26 protein-coding genes are annotated in these 25,021 nt (G+C 70.2%); 7 read left to right on the forward strand and 19 right to left on the reverse strand.

The window, feature by feature from the left end; translation table 11 throughout:
* The first annotated feature begins 70 nt into the window (after window positions 1-70).
* Genes QSK32_RS39830 through QSK32_RS39840 form a run of 3 tightly spaced genes read left to right on the forward strand, consistent with a single transcriptional unit; the run spans window position 71 to window position 2,696 of the window.
* The gene (locus QSK32_RS39830; RefSeq protein ID WP_285474844.1) at window positions 71-1,129 is read left to right on the forward strand and encodes a Gfo/Idh/MocA family protein; all 1,059 of its coding nucleotides are present in this window, start codon (window positions 71-73) and stop codon (window positions 1,127-1,129) included.
* Window positions 1,129-2,025: a DUF6807 domain-containing protein gene (locus QSK32_RS39835; protein ID WP_045745130.1), complete on the forward strand. Its 897-nt coding sequence runs from the start codon at window positions 1,129-1,131 to the stop codon at window positions 2,023-2,025. The genes QSK32_RS39830 and QSK32_RS39835 overlap by 1 nt, the downstream gene beginning before the upstream one ends.
* Before the next feature lie 23 nt (window positions 2,026-2,048).
* Window positions 2,049-2,696, forward strand: a complete 648-nt coding sequence (locus QSK32_RS39840; RefSeq protein WP_211275467.1) for a cupin domain-containing protein — start codon at window positions 2,049-2,051, stop codon at window positions 2,694-2,696.
* A gap of 85 nt (window positions 2,697-2,781) precedes the next feature.
* Here QSK32_RS39840 and QSK32_RS39845 read toward each other — a convergent pair whose 3' ends face one another.
* From QSK32_RS39845 to QSK32_RS39895, 11 genes are all read right to left on the reverse strand, one after another.
* Window positions 2,782-3,228, reverse strand: coding sequence for a GNAT family N-acetyltransferase (locus QSK32_RS39845; protein ID WP_285474845.1), 447 nt, complete (start codon window positions 3,226-3,228; stop codon window positions 2,782-2,784).
* 52 nt (window positions 3,229-3,280) lie between these two features.
* Window positions 3,281-4,336, reverse strand: coding sequence for an NHL repeat-containing protein (locus QSK32_RS39850; protein WP_285474884.1), 1,056 nt, complete (start codon window positions 4,334-4,336; stop codon window positions 3,281-3,283).
* Between the two features lie 24 nt (window positions 4,337-4,360).
* Entirely contained in the window at window positions 4,361-5,569 is a 1,209-nt protein-coding gene (manD, locus tag QSK32_RS39855) for a D-mannonate dehydratase ManD (RefSeq protein WP_285474846.1), read from the reverse strand.
* Complete coding sequence (locus tag QSK32_RS39860) at window positions 5,566-6,399, reverse strand: ABC transporter permease (RefSeq protein ID WP_285474847.1); 834 nt, start codon at window positions 6,397-6,399, stop codon at window positions 5,566-5,568. The genes manD and QSK32_RS39860 overlap by 4 nt, the downstream gene beginning before the upstream one ends.
* Window positions 6,396-7,277: an ABC transporter permease gene (locus QSK32_RS39865; RefSeq protein WP_285474848.1), complete on the reverse strand. Its 882-nt coding sequence runs from the start codon at window positions 7,275-7,277 to the stop codon at window positions 6,396-6,398. The genes QSK32_RS39860 and QSK32_RS39865 overlap by 4 nt, the downstream gene beginning before the upstream one ends.
* On the reverse strand, window positions 7,274-8,302 hold the full coding sequence (locus QSK32_RS39870; protein WP_285474849.1) for an ABC transporter ATP-binding protein: 1,029 nt from the start codon (window positions 8,300-8,302) through the stop codon (window positions 7,274-7,276). Before QSK32_RS39870 ends, QSK32_RS39865 begins: the two co-directional genes overlap by 4 nt.
* Complete coding sequence (locus QSK32_RS39875) at window positions 8,299-9,495, reverse strand: extracellular solute-binding protein (protein ID WP_285474850.1); 1,197 nt, start codon at window positions 9,493-9,495, stop codon at window positions 8,299-8,301. The genes QSK32_RS39870 and QSK32_RS39875 overlap by 4 nt, the downstream gene beginning before the upstream one ends.
* A gap of 12 nt (window positions 9,496-9,507) precedes the next feature.
* Entirely contained in the window at window positions 9,508-10,479 is a 972-nt protein-coding gene (locus QSK32_RS39880; RefSeq protein ID WP_245674127.1) for a LacI family DNA-binding transcriptional regulator, read from the reverse strand.
* A gap of 103 nt (window positions 10,480-10,582) precedes the next feature.
* Entirely contained in the window at window positions 10,583-11,056 is a 474-nt protein-coding gene (locus QSK32_RS39885) for a substrate-binding domain-containing protein (protein ID WP_285474851.1), read from the reverse strand.
* Window positions 11,057-11,066: 10 nt separating this feature from the next.
* Entirely contained in the window at window positions 11,067-11,318 is a 252-nt protein-coding gene (locus tag QSK32_RS39890; RefSeq protein WP_285474852.1) for a hypothetical protein, read from the reverse strand.
* Between the two features lie 238 nt (window positions 11,319-11,556).
* Window positions 11,557-11,943, reverse strand: a complete 387-nt coding sequence (locus QSK32_RS39895; RefSeq protein ID WP_045748513.1) for a MerR family transcriptional regulator — start codon at window positions 11,941-11,943, stop codon at window positions 11,557-11,559.
* 64 nt (window positions 11,944-12,007) lie between these two features.
* Here QSK32_RS39895 and QSK32_RS39900 point away from each other — a divergent pair, with 64 nt between their 5' ends.
* The gene (locus QSK32_RS39900) at window positions 12,008-13,237 is read left to right on the forward strand and encodes an MFS transporter (protein WP_045748512.1); all 1,230 of its coding nucleotides are present in this window, start codon (window positions 12,008-12,010) and stop codon (window positions 13,235-13,237) included.
* A 514-nt stretch (window positions 13,238-13,751) separates the two neighbouring features.
* Window positions 13,752-14,273, forward strand: coding sequence for a hypothetical protein (locus QSK32_RS39905; RefSeq protein ID WP_211275662.1), 522 nt, complete (start codon window positions 13,752-13,754; stop codon window positions 14,271-14,273).
* Here the strand turns inward: QSK32_RS39905 and QSK32_RS39910 are convergent.
* Both QSK32_RS39910 and QSK32_RS39915 read right to left on the reverse strand, forming a co-directional pair.
* Window positions 14,253-16,088 carry a substrate-binding and GGDEF domain-containing protein gene (locus QSK32_RS39910; RefSeq protein WP_285474853.1) on the reverse strand — a complete coding sequence of 612 codons (1,836 nt, stop codon included), beginning with the start codon at window positions 16,086-16,088 and terminating at the stop codon, window positions 14,253-14,255. The two genes, QSK32_RS39905 and QSK32_RS39910, sit on opposite strands and share 21 nt — an antisense overlap.
* A gap of 22 nt (window positions 16,089-16,110) precedes the next feature.
* Complete coding sequence (locus QSK32_RS39915; protein ID WP_285474854.1) at window positions 16,111-16,647, reverse strand: hypothetical protein; 537 nt, start codon at window positions 16,645-16,647, stop codon at window positions 16,111-16,113.
* A gap of 103 nt (window positions 16,648-16,750) precedes the next feature.
* Between QSK32_RS39915 and QSK32_RS39920 the strand changes: the two genes are divergently transcribed.
* Both QSK32_RS39920 and QSK32_RS39925 read left to right on the forward strand, forming a co-directional pair.
* Window positions 16,751-17,068, forward strand: coding sequence for a DUF8820 family protein (locus QSK32_RS39920; RefSeq protein WP_045748504.1), 318 nt, complete (start codon window positions 16,751-16,753; stop codon window positions 17,066-17,068).
* Between the two features lie 14 nt (window positions 17,069-17,082).
* Window positions 17,083-18,411 carry a DUF6745 domain-containing protein gene (locus QSK32_RS39925; RefSeq protein ID WP_285474855.1) on the forward strand — a complete coding sequence of 443 codons (1,329 nt, stop codon included), beginning with the start codon at window positions 17,083-17,085 and terminating at the stop codon, window positions 18,409-18,411.
* A 304-nt stretch (window positions 18,412-18,715) separates the two neighbouring features.
* On the opposite strand, the gene QSK32_RS39930 is transcribed toward QSK32_RS39925, so the two are convergent.
* The 6 genes from QSK32_RS39930 to QSK32_RS39955 form a co-directional block, all read right to left on the reverse strand.
* Complete coding sequence (locus QSK32_RS39930) at window positions 18,716-19,210, reverse strand: DUF2690 domain-containing protein (protein WP_045748503.1); 495 nt, start codon at window positions 19,208-19,210, stop codon at window positions 18,716-18,718.
* Window positions 19,211-20,070: 860 nt separating this feature from the next.
* Window positions 20,071-20,931 carry an STM4011 family radical SAM protein gene (locus QSK32_RS39935; RefSeq protein ID WP_285474856.1) on the reverse strand — a complete coding sequence of 287 codons (861 nt, stop codon included), beginning with the start codon at window positions 20,929-20,931 and terminating at the stop codon, window positions 20,071-20,073.
* Window positions 20,928-22,226 carry an STM4012 family radical SAM protein gene (locus tag QSK32_RS39940; protein WP_285474857.1) on the reverse strand — a complete coding sequence of 433 codons (1,299 nt, stop codon included), beginning with the start codon at window positions 22,224-22,226 and terminating at the stop codon, window positions 20,928-20,930. The genes QSK32_RS39935 and QSK32_RS39940 overlap by 4 nt, the downstream gene beginning before the upstream one ends.
* Window positions 22,219-23,010: an STM4013/SEN3800 family hydrolase gene (locus QSK32_RS39945; RefSeq protein WP_285474858.1), complete on the reverse strand. Its 792-nt coding sequence runs from the start codon at window positions 23,008-23,010 to the stop codon at window positions 22,219-22,221. The genes QSK32_RS39940 and QSK32_RS39945 overlap by 8 nt, the downstream gene beginning before the upstream one ends.
* The gene (locus QSK32_RS39950; RefSeq protein WP_045748088.1) at window positions 23,003-24,076 is read right to left on the reverse strand and encodes an STM4014 family protein; all 1,074 of its coding nucleotides are present in this window, start codon (window positions 24,074-24,076) and stop codon (window positions 23,003-23,005) included. The genes QSK32_RS39945 and QSK32_RS39950 overlap by 8 nt, the downstream gene beginning before the upstream one ends.
* A complete protein-coding gene (locus QSK32_RS39955; RefSeq protein WP_285474859.1) occupies window positions 24,077-24,985 on the reverse strand; it encodes an STM4015 family protein in 909 nt (302 codons plus the stop codon).
* Window positions 24,986-25,021: the final 36 nt, after the last annotated feature.

Consider the following 25,021-nt stretch of genomic DNA (forward strand, 5'->3'; position numbering starts at 1 on the left):
CGGCCGCCGGGTTCATCAAGGAACTGCAGGCCGAGATCGACGCCGCTCAGATCGGCACCGGAGGAGTCACATGCATCGCGCGGCCATCGTCGGCACGGGCGCCATCGCCGCCGCCCACGCCCAGGCACTGTCCGACCACCGGGACCGGATCACGCTCACCTCCGTCGTCGATGTGGACGGCGCGCGGGCGCGTACCTTCGCCGACACCTGGCATGCGCCCGGCGTGGCGCCGAACCTGACCGCGCTGCTGGCCGGAGGCGGTCTTGACCTGGTGCATCTCTGCACGCCGCCGTCGACGCACGCGCCGCTCGCCCTGGAGTGCCTGCGGGCCGGGGTGAACGTGCTGCTGGAGAAACCGCCGACGCTGTCGCTGGCCGAGATCGATCAGCTGGCGGCGGCGTCGGCGGAGACCGGCGCGCAGGTCGCCACGGTGTTTCAGCACCGGTTCGGCAGCGGCGCCGTGCGGCTGCGCGAGATGATCGCGAAAGGGGAGCTGGGCCGCTCCCTGCTCGCCACCTGCAACACCCTCTGGTATCGCGACGCCGCCTATTTCGAGGTGCCGTGGCGGGGGAAGTGGGAGACCGAGGGCGGCGGGCCGACCATGGGGCACGGCATTCACCAGTTCGACCTGTTGCTCTCGATTCTCGGGCCGTGGGAACAGGTGACCGCGGTGGCCGGCCGGCGTTCCCGGAAGGTGGATACCGAGGACGTCTCGATGGCGCTGGTGACGTTCGCCGACGGGACCCTCGCCTCGGTCGTCAACTCGGTGGTCTCGCCGCGGCAGACCTCCGCGCTGCGGTTCGATTTCGAGCGCGCGACCGTCGAACTCGAGCATCTCTACGGCTATCGCGACGCGGACTGGACGGTGACCCCGGCGCCCGGGGAGACGGTGCACTGGGAGGCGTCGTCGACCGTGACGAGTGGTCATGGCGGTCAGCTGACCGCGGTGCTGGACGCGCTGGACGGCGGTGGTGTGCTGCCGGTCGGCATCGAGGAGACACGACAGACGATGGAATTCGTGGCAGCGCTGTACGCGTCGGCGTTCACCGGTGCGCCGGTGCGGGCGGGGGAGATCGGGCCGGGCAGCCCGTTCGCCGAGCGGATGGACGGGGAGGGAACGCCGTGGTGATGACGGGTCTCGATGTGGTGCACGCGGTGGGAAAGTCGGTCACGGTGTCGGCCGGTGACGTGGAGCTGTTCACCTACGTCTATCGTCCGGAGACTCCGCAGCTGGAGTCGCCGAAGCCCTATCTGCACCCGATCCGCACGCTGACCGGTGACGTGGTCTCGTTGTTCCGGCCGCACGACCACGTCTGGCACAAGGGGATCGCCTGGTCATTGCCGTACGTCGGCGAACACAATTTCTGGGGTGGCCCGACGTACGTTCACGGCCAGTTCTACGTGCAGTTGGAAAACAATGGAAGCGCAATCCATGACGAAATCTCCGAAATCTCGGACAGGCGGATCGCTCACTCGCTGAACTGGATCTCCCAGCAGGGCGCCCCGGTGATCCGGGAGGAGCGGGCACTCGAACCGGCCCTGGTCGACGACGGCATCTGGACACTCGTCTTCGAGACGGCGATGACCAACGTCTCCGGCGCGACGCTGACGTTCGCCTCACCCACCACGAAAGGCCGGGAGAACGCCGGATACGGCGGACTGTTCTGGCGCGGTCCGCGCTCCTTCACCGACGGCGTCGTCCAGTCACCCGACGGTGTCGGCGCCGACGACCTGCGCGGCAAGCGCGCCGAGTGGTTCGCCTTCCGGGGCCGGCACGACGGCACCGGCACCGCGTCGACCGTGCTGATCGTCGACGACACCACCAATCCGCAGCACCCGCCGCAATGGTTCGCCCGCAGCGAGCAATTCGCCTGCCTCAATCCGGCGCCGTTCTTCAGCGAGGAACTCGACCTTCCGGACGGTGAGACACTGGCCTTCCGCTACGCCGTGGTGATCGCCGCCGGCGACCGGGGCGAATCCGGCACCGCAGCCCTCGCCGAGCACGGCCGGGCGGCGCTGTCGTGACGGTCTTCCCGGGTGGGACCTCGGTGACCAGGCTCTCCGTCTACGACGGCGTCTGCGCCGCGGACGGCCTGGCCGGCGGCACCCCGCACCTGCATCTGGCGTCCACCGAGGCGTACGCGGTGATCGGCGGTTCCGGCGAACTGCACACGCTCGACACCGCCGGACTGCGCCAGTCCCCGTTGCGGGCGGGCGACCTGATCTGGTTCAGCCCGGGTGTGATCCACCGGGCCGTCAACCACGGTGACCTGCAGGTCCTGGTGATCATGTCGAATGCGGGTCTCCCGGAGGCGGGCGACGCCGTGATGACCTTCCCGCCCGACGTCGTGACCGATCCTGATCGGTACCGCGAGGCTGTCGCGCTGCCCGTCCCGGAGCGCCGCGAACTGGCGGTGCGGGGTTTCCGCCGGCTGCTGTCCGACCCGGCGTTGCTGGAGGAGTTCTACGACCACGCGGTGGCCCTGGTCCGCCCGCGTGTCGCGGACTGGCACACCCTCTGGTCGGAGACGGCCGAGGTGGACGCCGCGCGGACCGCGTCGATCCTCACCGCCTTGGGCGCCGGCGACGGCTCCCACCTGCGCCGATCCTCGCTCCGCTCGGCCCCGCAGAGCTCGGAGGTGCGTTCCGGCATGTGCGGCCACCTGCGCACCCATGACGTCAGAAACCCCGGATAGGGTACGACCTACCGAAGTCCCGTGACTGATCGCGATCTCCCCGGTGGTCCGGCCCGTGCCGCCACCGCCGGGCTGAGATCGCCGGTCAATCCAGCGGCTTCGCGAAACAGTTGGCGCCCACGTGATCGGTGTAGGGCTCGTATACCGGAATCGGCGTGTACCCGTGTTTCACATAGCGGGCGATCGCGTCGGGCTGACGATCCCCGGTGTGCAGGATGATCCGCGGCGCTCCCAACGAGACCGCCGTCGACTCGATCGCATCGAGCAGGGCCGAGGCCACGCCGCGACCACGCCACGCCGGCGTCACGTACATCCGCTTGATCTCGACGTCGGGCCCGTGGCGGCGCAGCGCGGCATGTCCCACGGGGGTGCCGTCCGGGGTGGTGGCCACGCCGATCCAGAGCATGTTCTCGCTGGTCACCACCATCGCCGGGCGGTCGAAGTAGCGTTCGCGCATCTCGGCCCGCATGGCCTCGCGCAACGCCATGCCGTCCGGGTCGTCCCAGGTCACCGACCGGATGTGAAAGCTCACGGGTATATCCTATGCGGTCCGTAGGATAAGACCGTCGCCGACGCGGCGACCCTCATTGCCCCTCGCGTGGGCTGGACCCCGACCGCCGTCGACGGCTGACCGCCGTGCCCAGCAGCGCCGCCGCGGCGAGCAGCACTCCACCGGCGACCAGCGCACCCGCCGGAACCCCGGTCGTCGAGGTCGCGGTGGTCGCCTGCGGGGCGGCTTTCCCGGCCGTCGGCGATGCGGCGGCCACGCCCGCGGAGGGCGACGGGGACGCGGAGTCGCTCGCGGGGAGGGGGTAGGCGAGCAGGTCGCTCGGTGCGCCCTCCTGGCTCTCCGAGATGGTGAGCAGGGACTCGCCGTCGGGGGAGTAGGCTACCGACTCGCCCTGCGGCTCGTCCGGCAGCGGGATCTCGCGCGGCGTGTCCGAGGTGATCGCGCGGATCGGGTCGCCGTCCGGGACGTCGAACTCGAACGCGTCGGCGTAGGTGCGAATCACCACCCGGCGGCCGTCCGCGCTGGTGGCGGCGCCGGTGACGACCAGCCGGCCGACGAACGAGTACGGGTTGGCGGTGGTGGTGCCCGGAACGTCGAAGTCGCCGACGTGCCGCATCGGGGTGCTCCTCGTGGCGCTCAGCTTGCCGTCCGGACGGTACAGCCCGGCCCGCCCGGCGTCCTTGGTGATCACCACCGGGGTGCCGTCGGGCAGCGCGATCATGGCTTCGGCGTCGTGCGGGCCGTCCGGGTAGGTCAGCCGGAACAGTTTCGGGCTCTTGGCGCCCGGAGCCAGCCGCCACACGGCGATCGTCTCGCGGTTCTTGCCGTTGTCGCCGATGTCGCCCACCCACAGGGTGCCGTCGGCGGCGAGGGCCATGTCCTCGGTGTCGCGCGGGCGGGACGGGTAGGCGACCGTCTTGGTGACCTTGCACTTCTTCGACAGGTAGAAGATCCGGCGGGCGGCCGGGTCGTCGGCGCCGTCGTTGACCAGGATGTACCCGCTGCTCGTGGCGACCATCCCGGAGATCTCCCGCAGCCGGTCGTCGTCGACGCGGCACACCGGCTGCGGCGCCCCGGTGGGAAGGGCCACCGTGGGAAGAGTCAACAGCGTGGTCACGAGCAGGGGCATCACGGGAGGAACACTATCGACCGGTCACCAGCTGTGCATGGTCCCGTCCTCCAGGCGGTTCACCGGCAACTGCGCCGGACTGTACGGGTAGCGTGCCGCCAGTTCCTCGTCGATGTCCACGCCCAGCCCGGGCTCCTCGGACGGGTGCAGATATCCGCGCTCGAACCGGTATCCGTGCGGAAAGACGAGATCGGTCTCCGGCGTGTGCCGCATGTACTCCTGCAGGCCGAAGTTGGGGATCGCGATGTCCACGTGCAGGGCCGCCGCCATGCACACCGGGGACAGGTCGGTGGCGCCGTGCGAGCCGCTGCGCACGTGGTGGAGCGCCGCCAGGTCGAAGATGCGCCGCAGGTGGGTGATACCGCCCGCGTGTACGACGGTGGTCCGGATGTAGTCGATCAGCTGCGACGTGATCAGTTCCTGGCAGTCCCAGATCGTGTTGAAGACCTCGCCGACCGCCAGGGGAGTGGTGGTGTGCTGCCGGATCAGGCGGAAGCCCTCCTGCAGTTCGGCCGGCACCGGATCCTCGATCCAGGTCAGCGCGTACGGTTCGAGCGACTTGCCGAGCCGGGCCGCCTCGATCGGGGTGAGCCGGTGGTGCACGTCGTGGAGCAGCTTCAGCGTCGGCCCGAACTCCTTACGAACCTCGGCGAACACTTTGGGTACGTGGTGCAGGTAGTGCTCGGTCGACCAGACGTTCTCCGTCGGCAGCGCCGCGTCGGCGGGCTCGTAGAACATCTTGTCGTCGGACACGCCATAGGTCGAGGAAAGACCGGGAATGCCGGTTTGCACCCGAACCGCGCGATAGCCGAGCGCAACATACGATGAAATCTCCGATAAAACGGTCTCTACGTCGACGGCGTTAGCGTGACCGTAAACAGTCACACCGGATCGCGAGCGCCCTCCTAAGAGCTGATAAAGGGGTAAACCAGCGACTTTTCCTTTGATATCCCACAAAGCCGTGTCGACAGCCGCGATGGCACTCATCGTCACCGGCCCACGTCGCCAATAAGCGCCTTTGTAGAGGAACTGCCAGGTGTCCTCGATCCGGGACGCGTCCCGCCCGATCAGCAACGGCACCACGTGCTCGGTCAGGTAGGCGGCGACGGCCAGCTCCCGGCCGTTCAGCGTGGCGTCCCCGACCCCGCTCACCCCGTCCTCGGTGACGATCTTCAGGGCGACGAAGTTCCGTCCCGGACACGTCACGATCACCCGGACATCAGCGATCTTCATTCGGGGTCCTCCTTGACGCGGGCCACCAGCTGGGTGGGGTTGACGAAGCGCAGCGCGACGACCAGCAGGGTCAGCATCATCACGCAGTAGATGACCGCCATCGCGTCGACCGACTGCTGAGCCCGGATCCCGGCCGCCGACATCGAGTAGAAGAGCGCCACGACCAGGGTCTGCGAGTCCGGTCCGGCGGTCAGGAAGGTCAGCTCGAACATGCCGACGGTGCGGACCACCACCAGGATCGAGGCGGCGAGGATGCCGGGTACGAGCAGCGGCGCCAGGATCCGGGTGAAGACGTGCCGGGTTCCGGCCCCGCACATCCGGGCGGCCCGCTCCACCGTGGGATCGATCTGCTCGATGAACGGGGTCATGGTGAGGATGACGAACGGTACCGACGGCACCAGGTTCGCCAGCACCACACCGGACAGGTGACCGGCCAGGCCGTACTTGTAGAGGACGGTTGCCAGCGGGATCCCGTACGTGATCGGCGGCATCAGGATCGGCAGCAGGAACAGCAGGTAGAGCGCGCGGCTGCCGGGGAAGGAACGGCGGGCCAGCACGTACGCGGCGGGCACCCCGATCAGCACCGAGACGCCGGTGACCAGCGCACAGACGACCAGGGTCACGGTGAGGACGGGCAGCAGGGTGAACTCGTCCCAGGCCTGCGCGTACCACTGGGTGGTCCAGGCCTCGGGCAGCCACGAGTCGAACCAGCGCAACCCGACCGAGTTGACCACCACCGAGCCGATCACCCCGGCCAGGCCGACGAAGAAGATCGCCACGGTGCCCCAGACCAGCCAGGCGGCCGGGCTGGCGACTACAGCACGTCTCACCCTTTGCTTCCCGCGGTCGAGCCGGTGTAGAGCAGGGCCCGCAGTCCGAGCACCACGCTGATCACCAGCAGTTCGACGGCGCCCATGATGATCGCGGCCGCGGACGCTCCGGCGTAGTCGTAGCGGACGTAGGCGGCCTCGTACGCGGCGATCGAGATGACCCGGGTGCTGCCGGACGGGTCGCCGACCAGGATCGCCGACGGGAAGACGCTGAACGCCAGCACGAACGTCAGGCAGAACGTGGTGGCCAGCCCCGGCGCGAGCAGCGGCAGGGTGATCCGGAGGAACCGCTGCCGCCAGCCGGCCCCGAGCGTCGCCGCGGCCCGTTCCAGGCTCGGGTCGATACCGGACAGGTAGGAGAGCACCAGCAGGAACGCGAACGGGAACCCGGTGATCACCAGGGACAGGAACACCCCGGTGTAGTTGTTGGTCAACCGCAGGGGAGTGTCGATCAGGCCGATCGTGGTCAGCAGTCGGTTGACCCAGCCGGCCGGCCCGAGGAAGTTCAGCAGGCCCTCGGCGGTCAGTACGGTCCCCAGCGTGATCGGCACGACCAGGATCGTGGTGAGCAGCCGCTTGCCGCGGAACCGGCCGCGCATCCGGTAGGCGATCGGCACCGAGGCGAGCACGTTGAGCAGGGCGGCCGGCAGCGCGATCGCCAGCGTCGTGGTGATGGTGTCGCGCTGGTACGCGTCGGTGAAGAACGCCTGGTAGGCGGCGAACGTCCCGCCCTGCGCCGGTTGCAGGGACACCGACATCCCGTACGCGAACGGATAGATGAACAGTGCGACCACGAAGACCGTGGCCGGCACGAGCAGCAGCAGTTGCCGGTCGATGCCCCGATCGGCGAGCCGGTGACTGAGCGCGACGGTGGTCATGACGGGAAGATGAGCAGTCGGTCGGCCGGCAGACCGATTCTGACCTTGTCACCGGGTGCCAGCCGGCGGTCGGTGCGCAGGTGCAGCACCAGGCCGTCGTCGGTGCGGACCTCGGCGGCGATCTCCCGGCCCTGGTACTCGGCGACCTCCACGGTGGCGTCCAACTCGCCGGTGAGCGTCACGTCCTCGGGACGGATCGCCGCCACGGCCGGCCCGCCGTCCTCGAGGGTGCCCACGGGCGTCCCTTTCACGCGTACCCCCTCGGTGTGGAAGTAGGCCGAGGAGAAACGGCCCGGCAGCAGATTGCGGAACCCGATGAAGTCGGCGACGTGCCGGTTGGCCGGGCGCGTGTGCACCTCCTCGGGGGTGCCGATCTGCTGGACACGGCCGTCGCGCAGCACCACCAGCCGGTCGGCCAGCGACAACGCCTCCTCCTGGTCGTGGGTGACGTAGACGGTGGTCAGGCCCAGGCTCTGGTGCAGGCGGCGGATCTCGGTGCGCATCTCCAGCCGCAGTTTGGCGTCGAGGTTGGAGAGCGGCTCGTCCATCAGCACCAGCGACGGCTCGACCACCACCGCCCGCGCGATCGCCACCCGCTGCTGCTGGCCCCCGGAGAGCTGACCGGGAAGCTTGCGCGCGTGTTCCTCGAGGTGCACGAGACGGATCGCCTCGGTGGTCCTGCGCCGTGCCTCGGCGCGCGGCACACCCCGCATCGAGAGTCCGAAAGAGATGTTCTTCTGGACGGACATGTGCGGGAACAGCGCGTAGTTCTGAAAGACCATCCCGAACCCGCGTTTCTCCGGGGGGAGCGTGTCGAGTCGGGTGTCGTCGCGCCAGATGCTGCCGCCGCTGAGCGGGAGCAGGCCGGCCAGGCAGTTGAGCGCGGTGGACTTGCCGCAGCCGGAGGGGCCGAGCAGGGCGATGAACTCGCCCCGGCGGATCTCCAGGGTCAGGTCGGCCAGGGCGTCGGCGCCCGCGAAACGCCGGGTCACGCCGTCCAGGCGCAGGCGGTCGAAGCCGGTCACTTCGACACCTTCGAGCCGCCGATCTCCCTGTCCCAGCGGTCGAAGGCGGCGACCAGGGCCTTCGCGTCGAGCGGCGTCTCCAGCGGATTGTCCGCGATCAGCTGATCGTATTCGGGCCGGCCGAACTCGGTGATGGCCTGCTGGCTGTCCGCCGGAGCCATCGACAACGGGACGTCCCTGACCGCCGGGCCGGGGTAGAAGTAGCCCTTGTCGTAGGCCTTGGCCTGCTGTTCCGGGGTGAGCATCCAGCTCAGCAACGACAGCACGGCGGCCTGCTTGTCGACCGGGACGCCCTTCGGGATCACCGCGTAGTGCGCGTCGGTGACCCAGTGGAAGCCCGCCAGGGTGCCGACCTTCGCCTCCTTCGGCACGGTGCCGAGCACCCGCGGGTTGATGTCCCAGCCGGTCGTCGACGCGATGATCTTCGCGGACCCGTTGGCCAGGTTCTTCATCGTCTCGCTGGTGCTGGAGGGGTAGAGGGTGATGTATCTGTCGAGCTCCTTGAGGTACGCCCAGGTCTTCTCCCAGCCGCCGACCGGGTCCTTCGGGTCGCTGTCGCCGAGCAGGTACGGCAGGCCCATCAGGAACGTGCGGCCGGGGCCGGAGTTGGACGGCCGGGCGTACTGCACGGCGCCCGGGTTGGCCTTGGCGAAGTCGAGCAGGGCCTGCGCGTTCGCCGGCGGGGCCGGGACCTTCGCCGGGAGATACTCGATCAGCGGTCCGGACGGGTAGTAGGTGACCGTCACGCCGTTGCCGCCGGCCAGCTCCTGCATCGCGGCGGCGCCCTCGGAGTACGCGTTCATGCCGGTCAAGCGGGCGGCATGGGTGGGCAGCAGCGGCAGCCACAGCCCCTGATCGATGCCGGCGGCCAGGCCGTCCACGCCGGTGAGCACCAGATCCAGATCGACCCGGTTCGCGGCCTGCTGCGCCTTGATCTTGCCGACGAGTTCCGGCGCGGTGGACTTCGTGTAGGTGACCTTGCTGATCACGTCACCGTTCTTGGCCACGAAGTCATCGATCATGCCCTGGGTCAGCTGGAGGTTGCCGGCCACGTCCAGGACGTTGAGGGTGACCGCGGCGGCGGGTTTGTCGGGGACGGGGCCGTCGGTCTTGGTGTTCGCGGCGTCGTTCTCGGGCGGGCTGCAGGCGGTGAGGAGGGTTAAGACGGCGATGGTGGCGGCTGTTCTGCGCATGACGGCTCTCCTCTAGACGAGGGGTGGTGGTCCGGTGGAAGCGCGTACTCTGAGCTGGGTTTCCGTCGTCTTTCGCGGCTTGTCCGCTTTGTTCGACATTTCGGCTAAAAGAAGTTCGACTCCGACGCGCCCGATCTGCTCCCTGGCGATGGCCACCGTGGTCAGGTCGACCAGCGCGGCGACCAGGATGTCGTCGAAGCCGACGATGCTGATCCGGCCCGGCACGTCGATGCCCCGGGCCTGGAACCGTTGCCGCAGACCGAGCGCGATCAGGTCGTTGTAGGCGAGCACCGCGGTCGCCGGCGAGGCGGCCACCAGATCGGCCGCGGCCGCGCCGCCGTCCACGGTCGGCGTCACGTTGCCGATCTCGATCAGGGTCATGTCCCGGGTGGCGGTCGCGGCCCGCAGGCCCCGCAGCCGGTCCCGGTTCGACCAGGAGGCGCGCGGGCCGGCCACGTACGCCACCCGGCGGTGCCCGAGCGCGTGCAGATGGGCGGCCGCCTGGCGCATCCCGTCGGCGTTGTCCGCGGTCACCGACGGGAACGGGGTGATCCGCCGGTTGAGCACCACCATCGGCTTGCGCCCGGCCAGTGCGCGCAGCTCCTCGTCGGCGGCCCGTGGCGAGCAGAGCAGCAGGCCGTCCACCTGCCGCGCCATCGCGGCGATCACCGGCGCCTCGACGGTCGGATCCTCGTCGGTATCGCTGAACAGCACCGCGTGCTCGGCGCGGCGGGCCCGGGTCTGGATCGACTTGACGACATCCGGGAAGAACGGGTTCCCGAGGTCCGGAAGGATCACGCCGATGGTCCCGGTGCGGCCGGTGATCAGACTGCGGGCGGCCCGGTTGGGGTGGTAGTCGAGGTCCCGTGCGGCCCGCTCGACACGCTCCCGAGTCTCCGGTCTGACCTGGTCAGGGTGGGCCAGCGCCCGGCAGACCGAGGACTGTGACACCCCGGCCAGACGCGCGACATCCTTGATCGTCACCGGCACGGCGACTCCCTGATCTTTCGACATCGATCGATCGGTTCGCCGGTCAGTCTGGAATCGGTTCCAGAAAGTTGTCAAGCGCGTACGGGCAGTCGCTTTTTTAGTTGTCTCGGGTGGCGGTCTTGGCGCGATACATCGCGGCGTCCGAGGCCGTCACCCGGTATTCGCCGGCAAGCTCCAGCTGATCGCTATCGGTCGTCCACAGTCCGAGGCAGCCCGCCAGGGCCGGCGTGGAACCCAGCCAGTCCAGAGCCCGCGGGTCATAGGTGTGCCGGCCGAGCAGCGCGATGCCGAGCTCGTACTGGATGTTCAGCGTCGACTGCAGGTGCCGGACCTGATCGAACAGCGCCCGGGTGTGCGGTTCGGAGACGGCCGGCCCGGCATGCGGGCAGCCGCATGACTCCCGCGGCGTGAACTCGGTGGCGACCTGGCGCATCTCGGCCGGCATCCCCGGATCGGCGACCAGTTCGTCCAGCAGGCCGTAGACGGCGGCGCCCACCCGGTCCAGCGGCTGCCGCACACTCGACAACGCCGGCCGCAGGTACGACGCGTCGGCGATGTCGTCGAAACCCACCACGGCCAGCTCACGGGGCTCCCGGGATCGCCACCGGATGACGCCACAGCCAGGTGACCGGGATGACGATCAGGTACCGGGTCAGCCAGGCCGGCGGCGGCTTGAAGTACCGCTCCCACACCCGCGCCAGCCCGGCGGCGATCAGCCCGAGTAGCCGCAACGGCAGTCCGCCGAGCGTCGCGATCGTCTTGATCGGCCAGAGCAGCCAGTGGTCGTCGTTCGCCGGCCGGCCGGGATGCCGTATTCCGTCATGCGCCCACACCCCCAGTACCGTGTGTGATCATGTGATCCACGGTGAGTTTCCCTTGAGCAAAATACCTTCTACAAGGTCATTGGCCAGGGGTGGTCGCATGTTTCCAGAAGTCGTGCCCCGACCAGGGAAAATGTGGGCCGGGGCGGGGGTGGGCCAGGCGTTTCACCAGCGCGGCGGCCCATTTAAACAGAACCTCACCGAATCGTTAACGAATGGCGGGTCTCAATGCGTAAACGCGTTCCGCGAGTCAGGCGGCGACCTCGGTCGCCGGGCGGGCCTGGGCGCGGACCTCGTCGAGGTATTCGGTGACCGCGTCGCGGTTGCGGGTCAGGGCGTCGATGCGCCGTTGCATGCGTTCCAGCTCCTGACTCAGCGTCTCGATGATCTCCGGGGTGGCGTCCGAGAAGACGATCGCGCGGGGCTTGTCGAGGCAGGGCAGGACCTGTTTGATGACCCGGGTGGGCAGGCCCGCATCGAGGAGACCGCGGATCTGCAGCACCCGGTCGGCGAACCGGTCGTCGTACGAGCGGTAGCCGTTGGCGCATCGCTGCGACACAATGAGGCCCTGCTCCTCGTAGTAGCGCAGCAGGCGTCGCGATGTGCCGGTCCGGTCCGCGAGCTCACCGATGCGCATGTGATCCACCTCACGTCGAAGTGCTTGACCTTCACACTGATGTGAAGGTTTCAGCATACGGGTCATGGCAACCGAGAGCACCGACCTCAGTGTGGGGTCACCCGTACCGGCCCGGGCCGGCGACCGGCTCCCGATGTCCGCGCTACTCGCGCTGGCCACGGCGGTCTTCATCACCAGTCTCACCGAGACGCTGCCCGCCGGCGTGCTGCCGGGCATGAGCGGCAGCCTCGGGGTCAGCGAGTCCCTGGCCGGGCAGTCCGTCACGATCTACGCCCTCGGCACCGCCCTCACCGCGATCCCGCTGACCGCCTTCACCGCGAACTGGCCCCGCAAGCGGCTCCTGCTGACCGCGATGGTGGTCTTCTCCGTCGCCAACACGGTCACCGCGATCTCCTCCGACTACCTCACGACGATGGTCGCCCGTTTCGCCGCGGGGGTCGCCGCCGGCCTGGCCTGGGCCCTGCTCGCCGGATACGCCCGCCGTCTCGTCCCGCCCCGCCTGCAGGGCAAGGCGGTGTCGGTCGCGATGGCCGGCATCCCGGTCGCCCTGTCGCTGGGCGTACCGGCCGGCACCTTCCTCGGCCAGGCCCTCGGCTGGCGGGCCGCCTTCACCGCCATGACGCTGCTCACCGTCGTCCTTCTCGGCTGGATCGCGGTGTCGGTCCCCGGCTTCCCCGGGCACCCCGCCGGTGAGCGGCCGCCCATGCTGCGCGCTCTCGGGGTACCGGGCGTCACCCCGGTCCTGATCGTCACGCTGGTCTTCGTCCTGGCCCACACCATCCTGTACGCCTACATCACCACGTTCCTCGCCCACCTCGGCATGGCCGGGTCCGCCGACGCCGTCCTGCTGGCCTTCGGTGTCGCCTCCCTGGCCAGCATCGTGGCCACCGGCGCCTGGATCGACCGCAAGCTGCGGGTCCTCACGGTGGCGAGTGTCCTGCTCGTCGGTGTCGCCGCCGCGGTCCTCGCCACGCTCGCCGCCAGTGACGTGCTGGTCTACACCGCCGCGGTCCTGTGGGGGCTGGGCTGGGGCGGCGTACCGACCCTGCTGCAGACCGCCGTCGCCGACGCCGGTGGCAAAGCCGCCGATGCCGCCCAGGCCATGCTGGTGACCCTGTGGAACGTCGCCATGGCCGCGGGCGGCGTGATCGGCGGCGTCCTGCTGGAGTCCCTCGGCGCGGGGGTCTTCCCCGCCACCGTCGGCATCCTCCTGATCCCGGTGCTGGTGATCGTCGTCGGTGCCCGCGCCCACGGGTTCCCGGTCCGCCGCCCGGCCGCGGAGCCGGCCGCCTGACCGGGGTCACACGGGCGGCGAAAGTGTCGGTGGGCACTGCCACCTTCGCGGGACCGTTCGACGAGATGCGACTGCGGCCCGAGTCCCGTGACCATCAGTTAGCACCTGGAGACGTTCGCCGGGCTACCGGTCGTTCCCTGGAATGCCGGCAAGAAGGAGCGGCCCGCCGACTCGGGCGGTGGCCTGGCGGATCGACGCCCCGGAATACGATGACCAATCCTTCACCGACGCCCTGACCAAGGTCATGAAGCGGGCCGGCCCGGGCGGGCCGGTAACCCCGGGCACGTGGTGGTCCGGACCAGCCGGTCCCCGATGACCAACCCGCACCTGGGCAACGCCCGCGGCGCCGTGGCGGCGGTCCGGGCCGCCGCCGGCGAGCACGCGTGAGCGGCCGCGATGGAGACGTGTGCCCGGGCGGCCGCCTGCTTCCCGGACACCCTGCAGGTCAAGCACGGGCCGGGTGACGATCCGCCGAAACAGCCCGGCACCGGCCGGTGACGCCGAGACTGGCCAGATGTCGAAACAACACGGACGTCGTCTGGCCGGTCTCGTCGCGGCGGTCCTGCCGCTCACCCTCAGCGCCGGTACGCTGCCGGCAAGCGCCCAGCCCGCACCTCCCGGCCGGTACGTCTGCTACGAGGCGCACGTGCAGAACGTCGGCTGGCAGGGCCGGCAGTGCAACGGCGGCGTCGCCGGCACCACCGGCCAGAGCCTGCGACTGGAAGCCATCACGATCACCGGCGGTGGCGTCGGCGCCCTCTGCTACGAGGCGCACGTGCAAAACGTCGGCTGGCAGAGCCGGCGCTGCAACGGTGAGGTCGCCGGGACCACCGGCCAGAGCCTGCGACTGGAGGCGCTGACGATCACCGCGTCCCGGGGCTCGGTCTGCTACAACGCGCACGTGCAGAACATCGGCTGGCAGGGGTGGCGCTGCGACGGCGAGACCGCGGGCACGACCGGTCGGAGTCTGCGCCTGGAGGCCATCATGATCAAGGTGAGCCCCGGGAGGCTCGGGTCAGTGACCCCGGGTCGCTGACTTCGCGCGGTACATCGCGGCGTCGGCCTCCCGCAGCATGCGATCGGGGTCGGACGCCCCCGGCTGGGAGACGGCGACGCCGATGCTGACGCCCACCTCGACCGTGTGGCCGTCGATCTCCATCGGCTCGCAGACCGCGGCCTGGAGCGCGGCACACACCGTCTTGTAGCTATCAGGATCGGTCAAGCCGTCGATCAGGACCACGAACTCGTCGCCGCCCAGCCGGGCCACCGTGTCACTACGGCGCAACCGGCTGGTCAGGCGATGGGCCATCTCGATCAGCAGCAGGTCACCGGCGGCGTGACCGAGAGTGTCGTTCACCGCCTTGAACCGATCCAGGTCGAGCAGCAGCACGGCGAACCGGAACGACGGATCACGGGTGGCGCGCATCCCGGCCCGAGCCAGCCGGTCCTCCAGCAACAGACGGTTCGGCAGCCCGGTCAGGTGATCGCGCATCGCCGCGGTGCGCAGGCGTTCCTCCTGCTCACGCAGGGCGGCCATGGTCACCTGGTAGTCCAGCGCCTTGGTCAACAACGACCCCGAGTGGTTCATCATCTCGCGGCCGGGCGGCGTGGTCGACTGGATCCGGCCGACCGCGGCGAGCATCCCCCAGTCCCGGGCCGGGCTGCGCACCGGCACCACGAACACCACGTCACCGTCGGCGCCGTCGGCAACCCCGAACAACTCCGGCGGGGGAAACGCGGTCACGCTCATCTCGGCGTACGGGGCACCGGCCGTTACCCGGTATTCGCCGGCCAGCTCGAGGTGATCGTTTTCAGCCGTCCACAGTCCGAGGCAACCGGCCAGGGCCGGCGTGGAACCCAGCCAGTCCAGAGCCCGCGGGTCATAGGTGTGCCGGCCGAGCAGCGCGATGCCGAGCTCGTACTGGATGTTCAGCGTCGACTGCAGGTACCGGACCTGATCGAACAGCGCCCGGGTGTGCGGTTCGGAGACGGCCGGCCCGGCATGCGGGCAGCCGCACGACTCCCGCGGCGTGAACTCGGTGGCGACCTGGCGCACCTCGGCCGGCATCCCCGGATCGGCGACCAGCTCGTCCAGAAGGCCGTAGACGGCGGCGCCCACCCGGTCCAGCGGCTGCCGCACACTCGACAACGCCGGCCGCAGGTACGACGCGTCGGCGATGTCGTCGAAACCCACCACGGCCAGCTCACGGGGCAGGTCGTACCCGGCCGCCGTCATCCGGTCGATCAGGCCGATCGCGTTGCGGTCGGTGCCCAGCACGATCGCGGTCGCCGGCATCCCGGACCGGATCAGCGTGTCCGCCACCGCGGCGCCACCCGACTCGTGGTTGTCGCCGGTGTCGAAGAGCAGGTCGGCCCGGGGCGTGATGCCGTGCGCGAGCAGACCCTCCCGGTACCCCTCGTGCCGCTCCCGCAGATCGAAATGCGCCAGATAGCCGGCGAACGCGATCCGCTCGTGACCGTGCTCGATCAGGTGGGCGACGGCAGCGCGTACCCCGGAACGGTTGTCCGCCAGCACCGCCGACGCACCGCTCTCCACCGCCTCCTGCGCGACGAACACCACCGGCAGGCCGGCCCGCCGGGCCTCCACCGCATAGCTCTCCGGAACAGCACCGGGCAGCACCACCAGGCCGGACAGCAGACCCTGCGCGACCGGGCGGGCGAACGCCGGCAACCCGCTGCGGTCGGCACTGTGCGAGCCCGGATCCAGGGTCTGCACGGCCATCACCCGGTCGCCACCGGCCACCGCGGCGGCGTTGACACCCTCGATGATCGCCCCGTAGTAGTCGCCACCCACGAACGGCGACAGGATTCCGAACGTACGGCTCGTCACCGGGACATGATCTCAGGAATCGTCAGGCGCGCAGGCCCAACGCGGTCAGGACGGCCCGGACCGCCTCCGCGACCGGGTGCAGGATCTCGCGGTGCAACCAGCGGGCCACCGGGACGACCGTGGCGTTCCACAGCCAGGCGATCGCCCTGCCCACCGGGACGACCAACGTCTCCCACAGCCAGGTGGTGCCGTCCCAGCCCAGCTTGAGGAACCAGACGATCGCCCGGGTGATCGGCCCGAGAAACCATCGCCACAGCGGTTCCAGCAGGTAGGTGATGATCACCTCTGCCATCGCCGTCAGGGCGCGGGCGACGACGTGGACGACCGGGCCGAGGACCCAGCGCCACAGCCAGGCGGCCGGGATCGCGACCAGATAGCGCCACAGCCGGCTGACCGGGACGACGATCAGGTAGTAGGTCAGCCAGGCCAGCGGCGGCCGGAGCCAGCGGTCCCAGATGTGTTCGAGGCCCTGGAACAACAGGCCGAGCAACCGGAACGGCAGCACGACGAGCGTCGCGATCGCCTTGATCGGCCAGAGCAGCCAGTGGTCGTTCTGCACGGGCGACACGGTAGCAACCCGCGTCCCACCAGGGCACCCTCGGAAATGTCGTAGGTCGCCGGTACGGTTCGGCGAGGTTGTCGACAGACGGGGAGGCCGTTGGATGTACCGGCAGGGTGATGTGCTGATCGTTCCGGTGCCCGAGGAGAGCGTGCCCGCCTGCGCGCCGGTTCCCCGGGACAGGCGCGGGCGGATGGTGCTGGCACGAGGCGAGGCGACCGGACACGCCCACGTGGTCGGCGGTCCCGGGCTGCGGCTGCTCGCCGACGTCGACGACCCTGAGCTGATGTTCATCCACGTGCCGTCGCACGGCCGGGTCAGCCATGAGGAACACGGGCCGATCTCGCTGCCGGCCGGGCACTACCGGGTGACCCGCCAGCGGGAGTACATCCCCGGCGCGTTCCGTCCGGTCGCGGACTGAGAGGGGAACGGGCGATGCAGCTGACCCATGAGCAGGAGGCGATGGCGGCCGCGGTCGAGGACCAGTGGCTGGCCACGGCGCTGGAGACCGGTCCGGCCGACCGGGCGGCGGCCGAGGAGGGGGTACGCGTTTCCTACCGGCTGGCCGGTCTGGAGCCGCCGACGCGCATCTACTGGTTCGGATCGCCGCGCGCTGCGGCGGTGGCGGTCGCCGTGCTGAACGGTGTTTCCGTCCCTTCTTCCCCAGGCGTCTCGTCTTCTTCGGGTGTTCTGTCTTCTTCAAGTGGCCCGGGCTCGGCTGACGGTGAGACCTTGCCGGAGTGGTTCGGTGAGGTCGTCGCGGAGTTGCGCCGTCAAGGCTGGCAGACCGGCGAGACCGCTGGAGCGTCGGTGCGCCGTCAGGTCCGCACCGAGCCGTGGGCCGCAGCCCGTGCCGCTGCCGCCGCCGAGCTGGGCGCGGAGGGCTGGGCGCAGCTCGGGTCCGCCGCGGGCCGTCGTTCGTGGGGTCTGGCGATGGACCGGGTCGCCGGCCGTCTCCGCCTTCGTCTCGGCGAGGACCTCATCGCGGGGCTTCCGGCCGACGTCGGCAAGGCGGTACGGTCCCGTCTGCTCGACGCGATCTACGGCCAGTTCGACGGGGCGTGGCTCGGCACCTTCGACGCGGCCGGACGGCTCTCCCCGCAGGCCGGGTCGGAATCCCCGGAGGCGGGGCCAGGATCTCTGGAGACCGAGTCAGAATCTCTGGAGGCCGGATCGGGATCTCTGGAGACCGGGTCGGGCCTTTCGCAGGACGGGTCCGGTGCCGGGCTGGCGGGGCTGGCTGCGGTGGCCCGGCAGGCCGGCTGGTGGTGGGCGCACGAGCGGGTGGCCGTGCTCAGTGAGCGTCCGGCCCTGCTGGCCCGCGACAACGTGGGCCGGCTGCACCGGGGCGAGGGCGCCGCGATGGAGTTCACCGACGGCTACGGCCTGTGGGCGTGGCGGGGCATGCCGATCCCACCGGAGCTGGCGGCCGAGCTGCCCACCCTCACCCTGGACCGGATCCAGGCCGAGGAGAACGCCGAGATCCGCCGGGTGATGCTGGAGCACTTCGGCTACGAGCGTTACCTGCAGGAGGCCGGAGCCCGCCAGTTGGGGAGCGACGAGACCGGCACGTTGTGGTACCTGGACTTGCCCGGTGACGAGCCCCTGGTCATGGTCGAGGTGGTCAACTCGACGCCGGAGCCCGACGGCACCAGCCGCGTCTACTGGCTCCGCGTCCCGCCGGACACCCGCACCGCCCGAGCCGGCGTCGCCTGGACCTTCGGCCTGACCGAGGAGGAATACCACCCCCTGGTCCAGACCTGACCCCATCGCGGCGGAATCGTCATGCTTGAGCCGTCCGTGGCCGACCGCTGACCTGAACCGGCGGGAAGCCGCCACGGCTCAGGTCGGGGTTGGTCCAGGCCTGAGCCGATGCGACGGCGCGCCCGGCCCGCGATCAGCGGTGACGGGCGCGCCGGACCTGCTTCCCGAGCGATGGTCCTCAGGCCGGTCTACTTCCCGACCACCGGTTTACTCGGGCCTGGACTTTCCCAGGTCAGGCATCGCCGAGGCCAGGTGTTCCCGGGATCGAGTGGTCTTGACGGAAGCCTGCTTCAGGAGCGGTGGATCAGGCCATCCACTTGCTGCACCAGGCGTACCAGTTGTCGGCCTTGTCGGGGTGGTTGAGGCCGTAGCAGACGCGGACCCGGTCGTCGTTGCTGTTACCGACCATGTCGGTCCAGTAGTAGCCGGAGAAACCGGGCGGGGCAGTCACCGACGTGGCACTGTGCGCCCGGTAGACGCCGCCGGAGAGGATCTGCCGTTCTACCAGGACGTTGTACTCGGAGCCGACGGTGTAGATCGACCCGGCGCTCCAGATGCGGCCCCAGAAGGCGTTGCAGGCGGACGACTTCCGCAGCTCGAGGCGGAAGGTGGGGCTCAGCGGCTCGTCCATCTGCACCCAGATGCTGCCGGAAGCCGAGCAGCCAGTGCTCGACGGGTCCTGGTTGTAGCAGCCGTTGCCGGAGCAGAGCGCCAACGCCGGTGCGGCCGGTGCGACCACGGCGGAGCCGAGCAGGCCCACCACCAGCGCCAGCATCATGCGCAAGAACTTGTTCTTCATGGAACGCCCCCGTCTGGGTCGGGCCGGAGGCGCCGGAACGAAGCCCGATGACCGGGCCGTTCCCGTCACTTCCGGAACGAGATCAGCGCCGGCCGACCATGAAGTCGGCGGCTCGCTCACCGTGACAGACCACCGGATCGAAGTATGGAAATCCGACCGAATCCGAACGCTGTCGAAGTGGCCGGCTGACGGGATCCGAACGCTGTCGAAGTGACCGGCTGACGGGAACGGGTGACCAGCACATCGGCATGACCGGACCATCCGGATGGCGAGACCATGGGAACGGCCGGCGTCGTCGGGGCAGCGATTCCCGGGCCGGGGGAGCGCCTCACCGGACGGTCGAAAAGAGAAAGCCGGGTTCGCATCGATGCGAACCCGGCCCGGCGACCTCGTTTCCCCCGCTAACGAGATCGCCACCGTCCACCTCGAACCCCGTGTGGCGACGGCAGGACCAGTCTGGCGGAGTACACGCGCTCCCCGGCGAATCCCGAACGAACCCGAACGGCCCACGGCCCACTCTGATCGCACTCCGTCCGGCCATTCAAGTAGGGCGCCACAGTTGCGGAGACCGGGGACAGCGCCACGGCCGCGGCCAGACAGCTAATGAGTCAGTCAGGGTGCGAAGCCCGTCCGCGTGGTGATTTCGGGCGTGCTGGGCGCCCGTAATCGCCACGCTGTTGTGGGTGTGGTGATTTTGGGCGTGCTGGGCGCCTGAAGTCGCCACGCTGTTGTGGGTGTGGTGATTTTGGGCGTGCTGGGCGCCTGAAGTCGCCACGCTGTTGTGGGTGTGGTGATTTTGGGCGTGCTGGGCGCCCGAAATCACCACGCAGACCCTGACTGTGGAAGGTGTCCAGGGTCGGCTACGCGACGGGCCACAGGGCGGGGATCCGCTCGAGCAGGCCTTCCGCGTACACGTCACGGAGCTTCAGAGGCTTGAGATGCACGTAGCCGATGTGACAGTCGCAGATGGCGTTGCCGCAGGCCCGCGGCCGCAAACCCGCACGCCACGACCCGTCGTAGAGGTTGCCGATCGGGGTCTGGATGAAGTGGCAGCGGCGGACCGTCCCGTCGCCCAGCACCGAGATGGCCGTCTCCCCGGCGTGGCAGTCGCGGCCCAGGGAGAGATGTGGCCGGACGCTGTCGCCGAACCGCGGGTCCAGTGCTGTCCAGAGGCGTTCCTCGTCCGCGGTGTAGATGTGGCCCTCCGCGGCGTTCACCCACAGGTAGACCGAGGGCGGCAGGGCAGCCCGCAACGCCACCGCCGCGGCGTGGTGTTCGGGCAGGCCGACGACCCCGACCGAGTAGCGGACTCCTAGCTCGTCGAGGCTGCGGCAGCGTTCCAGGAAGCGTTCCGGGGTGACCTGGCCCGGATGGTACGTGGTCCACAGTGCCGCCACCCGCGGGTTCGCGTCGGCGAGCCAGCCTGTGCGGGCGGCCAGGTTGGTCTGGATCGCGACGCGGGCGACGTGCGGGAGGTGGGACAGCCGGACGATGGCGTCGCGGTACCAGCTGCGGGTCAGGCCCTCGCCCCACGGCGTGAACAGCACCGACAGTCTGCGGTCGGTGGTCTGCTCCACCCAGTCGACGAAGCGCAGCAGGTCGGCCTTGTCGGCCCGGAGCAGGTCCGGCGGGTCGACCCGTTTGGCGAACGGGCAGTAGGGACAGTCGTAGTTGCAGCTGGCGAGTGGTCCCCGGTAGAGGATGTACAGGTCGTCGGTCATCGGGGGACGTAGGTTCCCATCGCTTCGCGGACGTCGCCGGAGACCAGCCACGGGCCGATCGCGTCGGAGCGGGACAGGCCCTCGGCGGTCAGGGTGGTCCGGTCTCCGCTCAGCCAGCCGCGGTCGGCCAGTTCGGTGAGTTGCGGGAAGTCGTCGTCGTGGGCGGTGCCGAACCGTTCCTTGTAGGCGACCGCGTCGACGCCGTCGGCGCGCAGCAGCGACTTGAGCAGCCAGCGGCGGCGTTGTTCGACGGCGTCGAGGTGGAAACCGAACTCGGCGTGGCGGAAGTCGCCGGACGGCCGGGAGATGTAGTCGTCGATCACCGCGCGGACCTCGGGCACCGCGACCGCGTAGTCGAACGAGTAGTGCAGGCCGCCGGTGTACGACCGGGAGCCCGCCCCCAGCCCGACGGTGCCGTCGTCCTGGCAGCAGTAGTCCGGGCCGTCCGGTTCGGGCGCGTCGGCCCGGCGGAACTGGCGCATCGAATGCCGGACGTAGCCCGCGTCCTCGAGGACGCCGACGGCCTGGCGGTAGAGCTCCTGGCGCTGCCGGTCCCAGTCGGCGCGGGCGTGCGCGCGGCGGCCGAGTCCGGTGAGTGGCCGCACGTACAGCGGGTAGAGGTAGATCTCCTCGGGGTGCCAGCGCAGGGCCTCGTCCAGCGAGTGCTGCCAGGTCTGCGGGGTCTGGCCGTCGATGCCGTAGATCAGGTCGAGGTTGAGCACCGGGATGCGGGCGTCGCGGATCGCCTGCAGGGCGGCCAGCACCTCGGCGAGCCGTTGGGGCCGGCCGGCCGCGTGGGCCTCGGCGTCCAGGAAGCTCTGCACGCCGATGCTGACCCGGGTCGTCCCGTGTCCGGCGAGCACCTCGAGACGGTCCGGGGTGGCGGTGGCCGGGGAGGTCTCCACGGACATCGGCACCCCGGTGGCGCCGAACGCGTCGGCGGCGATGCCGAACAGTTCCTCCAGTTCGGGGGCGGTCAGGTAGGTGGGGGTGCCGCCGCCGATCGCCAGCCGGGAGAACCGGGCGTCCGGGCGCAGGCTGTCGCGGACCTCCCGGGCTTCCCGGCGCAGCTGGCCGAGGTAGGCCCGGACCTGCTCGTCCGGCGGGTTGGCCCGGGTGAACAGGTTGCAGAAGCCGCAACGCATCTCGCAGAACGGCAGGTGGATGTAGCCGAACAGGGAGTCCTGCCGTTCGCCGGACCACACGTCGCTCAGCAGCGGGCGGGGTTCCAGGCGGCGGTAGGCGGTCTTGTGCGGGTACGCGTAGAGGTAGCCCTGGTAGGGGGAGTCATCCAAGGATGAAATCGGCATAGGGAACTGTCCAGACGTTGTCGTGTGCGACCCGGTGACCGACGAACCCGTCCTCGCCGTAGAGCGTGCCGTGGTCCGAGCAGATGATCACCTGGCAGGGGCGGCCACGGCCACCCGCCAGGGCGAACAGACGGCCGAGGCGACCGTCGACGTACTCCAGGGCGGCGGCGTGACTCTCCAGGGAGTCCTCGGTCGCGCCGGGCAGGTAGTGCTTGTTGGGCTGGTGCATGGCGGCCACGTTGAGGAACGTGAACAGCGGGCGTTCCGGGGGCAGGCCGCCGATGATCTGTTCGAGCCGGTCGAGCTGGTTGTCGACGCAGGCGGGATCGGTCACCCCGAAACTGCGGTCCCAGTGCGCCTCGGCGAACATGCCGGGCAGCACCCGGCCCAGTGGCGCCCCGGTGTTGAAGAAGCCGACGCCGCCCAGGCAGACGGTGTGGTAGCCCTCGGCGGCCAGCCCGGCCGGCAGGTGGGCGGCGTCGAACACGAACGTGTGCGGGCCGCTGGTCTCGCTGCCGCCGAACCGGGCGGCGAACATCCGCTCGTGACGGCGGGGTGGCACCGGGGTGGGCAGGAAACCGGCGAAGAACGCGTGGTGGGCGGCGTACGTGAACGTGGCCGGACTGTGCCGCCGTTGCCAGACCCCGCCGGGCAGCACCGACGCCAGGGTGGGGGTGCGCCCCGTGGCCAGGCAGGACTCGGCGATGTCCCAGCGCAGCGTGTCGAGGGTGACGAAGAGCAGGTCGTGGCTGCCGATCAGATCACGCATGATGCCCCCGGGAGAGAGAGCACAGCGCCTCCACCTGGGCCTGGTAGGTGTCCCGCCCGTCGGCGAGCACGCCCGGCAGCAGGTCGCCGAAAGCGTTGACCTCGGCGACCGCGTGGTCGCGCCAGCCGACCCGGAACATCAGGTCGACGCCGACCTGCAGGGTGTCCGGGAAACAGGCGGCCGCCCGGGCACAGGTCTGCATCGCCGCGGACCAGGCCGCCTCGCCGGCCGCGGCCCGGACCGCCGCCACGTCGCCGCGGGCGTTGCCCAGATGAAGGTTGGTCATCGGGGAGCGGCTGGTGCGGACGACCACGTGTCCCGGCTCGCCGCCGATCACCACGACCCGCAGGTCGAGCACCCGGTCGCCGAGGCCGGCCTTGGGGAACCAGCGCTCGACGTGCAGGCCGTCGGGTCCGAGGCCGTCGACGATCGCGGCCACGTCAGCCTCCGCGGCATAACGGCGTACGCGAAGATTGTTGAACAATCGCCCGCCGGACAGCTCGACCGAGGTGGTGGCGGCGATCCGGGAACCGGCCGCCGCCAGCGCGACCACCCCGGACGCCGACGAGCCGTGCGACGGTTTCACGAACACCCGGCTCCAGCCGGCGTCGTGCATCGCGGACCGCAGCGACGCGTAGTCGCGGATCGGGCCGGGCAGCGCGGCCGGCACCGGCACCCCGGCGGCGGCCAGCCGGGCATGGCAGCGCGGCTTGTCACTCATGCACAGGATGTCCTCCGGCCGGTTGAGCAGATGCCCGCCGCCGGCCTCGATCCGGGCGAGCGCCCGCGCCAGCCCGGCGTGCGCGTCGGCCGAACCGGTGATCTCACCGTGCTCGGCCGCCCGGACCGGACCGCCGCTGCCCAGCTCGCGCAGCAGCCGGCCGACCTCGGCGTCCTCACCGGGGGAGTCGATCCGCACGGTGCTCTCCGGCCCGGGGACCGTGCCTGCGAGCAGCACGTCACGCCACGGATGGACCTCGGGAGCGGGCAGGCCGGCACGTTCCACGGCCGCGGTGAACAGGGCGACCCGGCGGTTGCCCGGGTTGCCGACGACGGCGAGTCGCACTTATTCCGACACCTCGGTGTAGCGGCCCCACTCCTCTTCCTGCTGGGGGTCGGAGACGTCCACCAGCACCCCCTTGAGCTCGTCGACCAGGCGTTTCGTCATGTCCTCGGACATGAAGTGGTGGTGCAGGTCGAGACGGCTCAGGTGGGTGAGCGGCTGCCCGGCCAGCAGCGCCGCGGCGCCGTCGTCGCCGAGTGCACCCATCGACAGGTCGAGCTCGGTGACCCGGGCGACCACCGGCGCGGACGCCACCGCCTCGGCGACCTCGTCGGCGATCTCCGCGTTGCGCAGGGCCAGCGAGATCAGCGACGGCAGCGCCCGGCCGGCCAGGATCACCGACAGGTCGTCGGCGCGGACGTCGCCGCCGTAGTTGTCGACGCCCAGCCACAGCTCCAGGTGGGCCAGGTTGGGCAGGTCGCAGGCGCTGATCGAGCGGACCACCGAGGCGGGCAGGCCGCCGGACTGCAGGACCAGGTGCCGCAGGCCCTCGTGGCGCATGGTGGGGAACTCGAGCCCCTGCGAGCCGCGGATCCACAGATGCTCGAGGCCGGGGAACGCCTCCAGGATCGGCGTCATGTCACCCTGGTTGATCCAGGAGATCTCACACTGCTCGAAGGTCATCTCGCCGACGAACAGGGCCCGCAGCCCGCGGAGCTTGTCGGCGTGGTCGGTGAGCAGCTCGGCGTCGAAACCGTCGTCGAAGGCGCCGTCCCAGTCGCCGATGACGATCGCTGCCGGACCGTCCGGACCGGTGCGCTCGATCACCGCGGCCAGGGCCTTCGCGAAGTGGTCCTCGTCCTCACCCATGGTGTCGATCCGCCAGGCGACCGAGGACGGGTCGTCGGGCACGGTGTCCCACGACACGACGGGAAGCCCGGCGAACGTCGTCAGGTGTTCGTTGATGGTCACGGAACTCCTCGGGCCGCAGTCGAACGATCCCGCGAA

Origin of the sequence: Actinoplanes sp. NBRC 101535, from assembly GCF_030269225.1 — a bacterium.
GTDB classification, from domain to species: Bacteria; Actinomycetota; Actinomycetes; order Mycobacteriales; family Micromonosporaceae; genus Actinoplanes; species Actinoplanes rectilineatus.

Bases quoted from the DNA above. Each gene is read 5' to 3' on its own strand.
- QSK32_RS39830 (WP_285474844.1), top strand. From the start codon at position 71: ATGCATCGCGCGGCCATCGTCGGCACGGGCGCCATCGCCGCCGCCCAC.
- QSK32_RS39835 (WP_045745130.1), top strand. From the start codon at position 1,129: ATGACGGGTCTCGATGTGGTGCACGCGGTGGGAAAGTCGGTCACGGTG.
- QSK32_RS39850 (WP_285474884.1), bottom strand. From the start codon at position 4,336: ATGCCCCTGCTCGTGACCACGCTGTTGACTCTTCCCACGGTGGCCCTT.
- manD (WP_285474846.1), bottom strand. From the start codon at position 5,569: ATGAAGATCGCTGATGTCCGGGTGATCGTGACGTGTCCGGGACGGAAC.
- QSK32_RS39865 (WP_285474848.1), bottom strand. From the start codon at position 7,277: ATGACCACCGTCGCGCTCAGTCACCGGCTCGCCGATCGGGGCATCGAC.
- QSK32_RS39875 (WP_285474850.1), bottom strand. From the start codon at position 9,495: ATGCGCAGAACAGCCGCCACCATCGCCGTCTTAACCCTCCTCACCGCC.
- QSK32_RS39895 (WP_045748513.1), bottom strand. From the start codon at position 11,943: ATGCGCATCGGTGAGCTCGCGGACCGGACCGGCACATCGCGACGCCTG.
- QSK32_RS39900 (WP_045748512.1), top strand. From the start codon at position 12,008: ATGGCAACCGAGAGCACCGACCTCAGTGTGGGGTCACCCGTACCGGCC.
- QSK32_RS39905 (WP_211275662.1), top strand. From the start codon at position 13,752: ATGTCGAAACAACACGGACGTCGTCTGGCCGGTCTCGTCGCGGCGGTC.
- QSK32_RS39920 (WP_045748504.1), top strand. From the start codon at position 16,751: ATGTACCGGCAGGGTGATGTGCTGATCGTTCCGGTGCCCGAGGAGAGC.
- QSK32_RS39925 (WP_285474855.1), top strand. From the start codon at position 17,083: ATGCAGCTGACCCATGAGCAGGAGGCGATGGCGGCCGCGGTCGAGGAC.
- QSK32_RS39930 (WP_045748503.1), bottom strand. From the start codon at position 19,210: ATGAAGAACAAGTTCTTGCGCATGATGCTGGCGCTGGTGGTGGGCCTG.
- QSK32_RS39935 (WP_285474856.1), bottom strand. From the start codon at position 20,931: ATGACCGACGACCTGTACATCCTCTACCGGGGACCACTCGCCAGCTGC.
- QSK32_RS39945 (WP_285474858.1), bottom strand. From the start codon at position 23,010: ATGCGTGATCTGATCGGCAGCCACGACCTGCTCTTCGTCACCCTCGAC.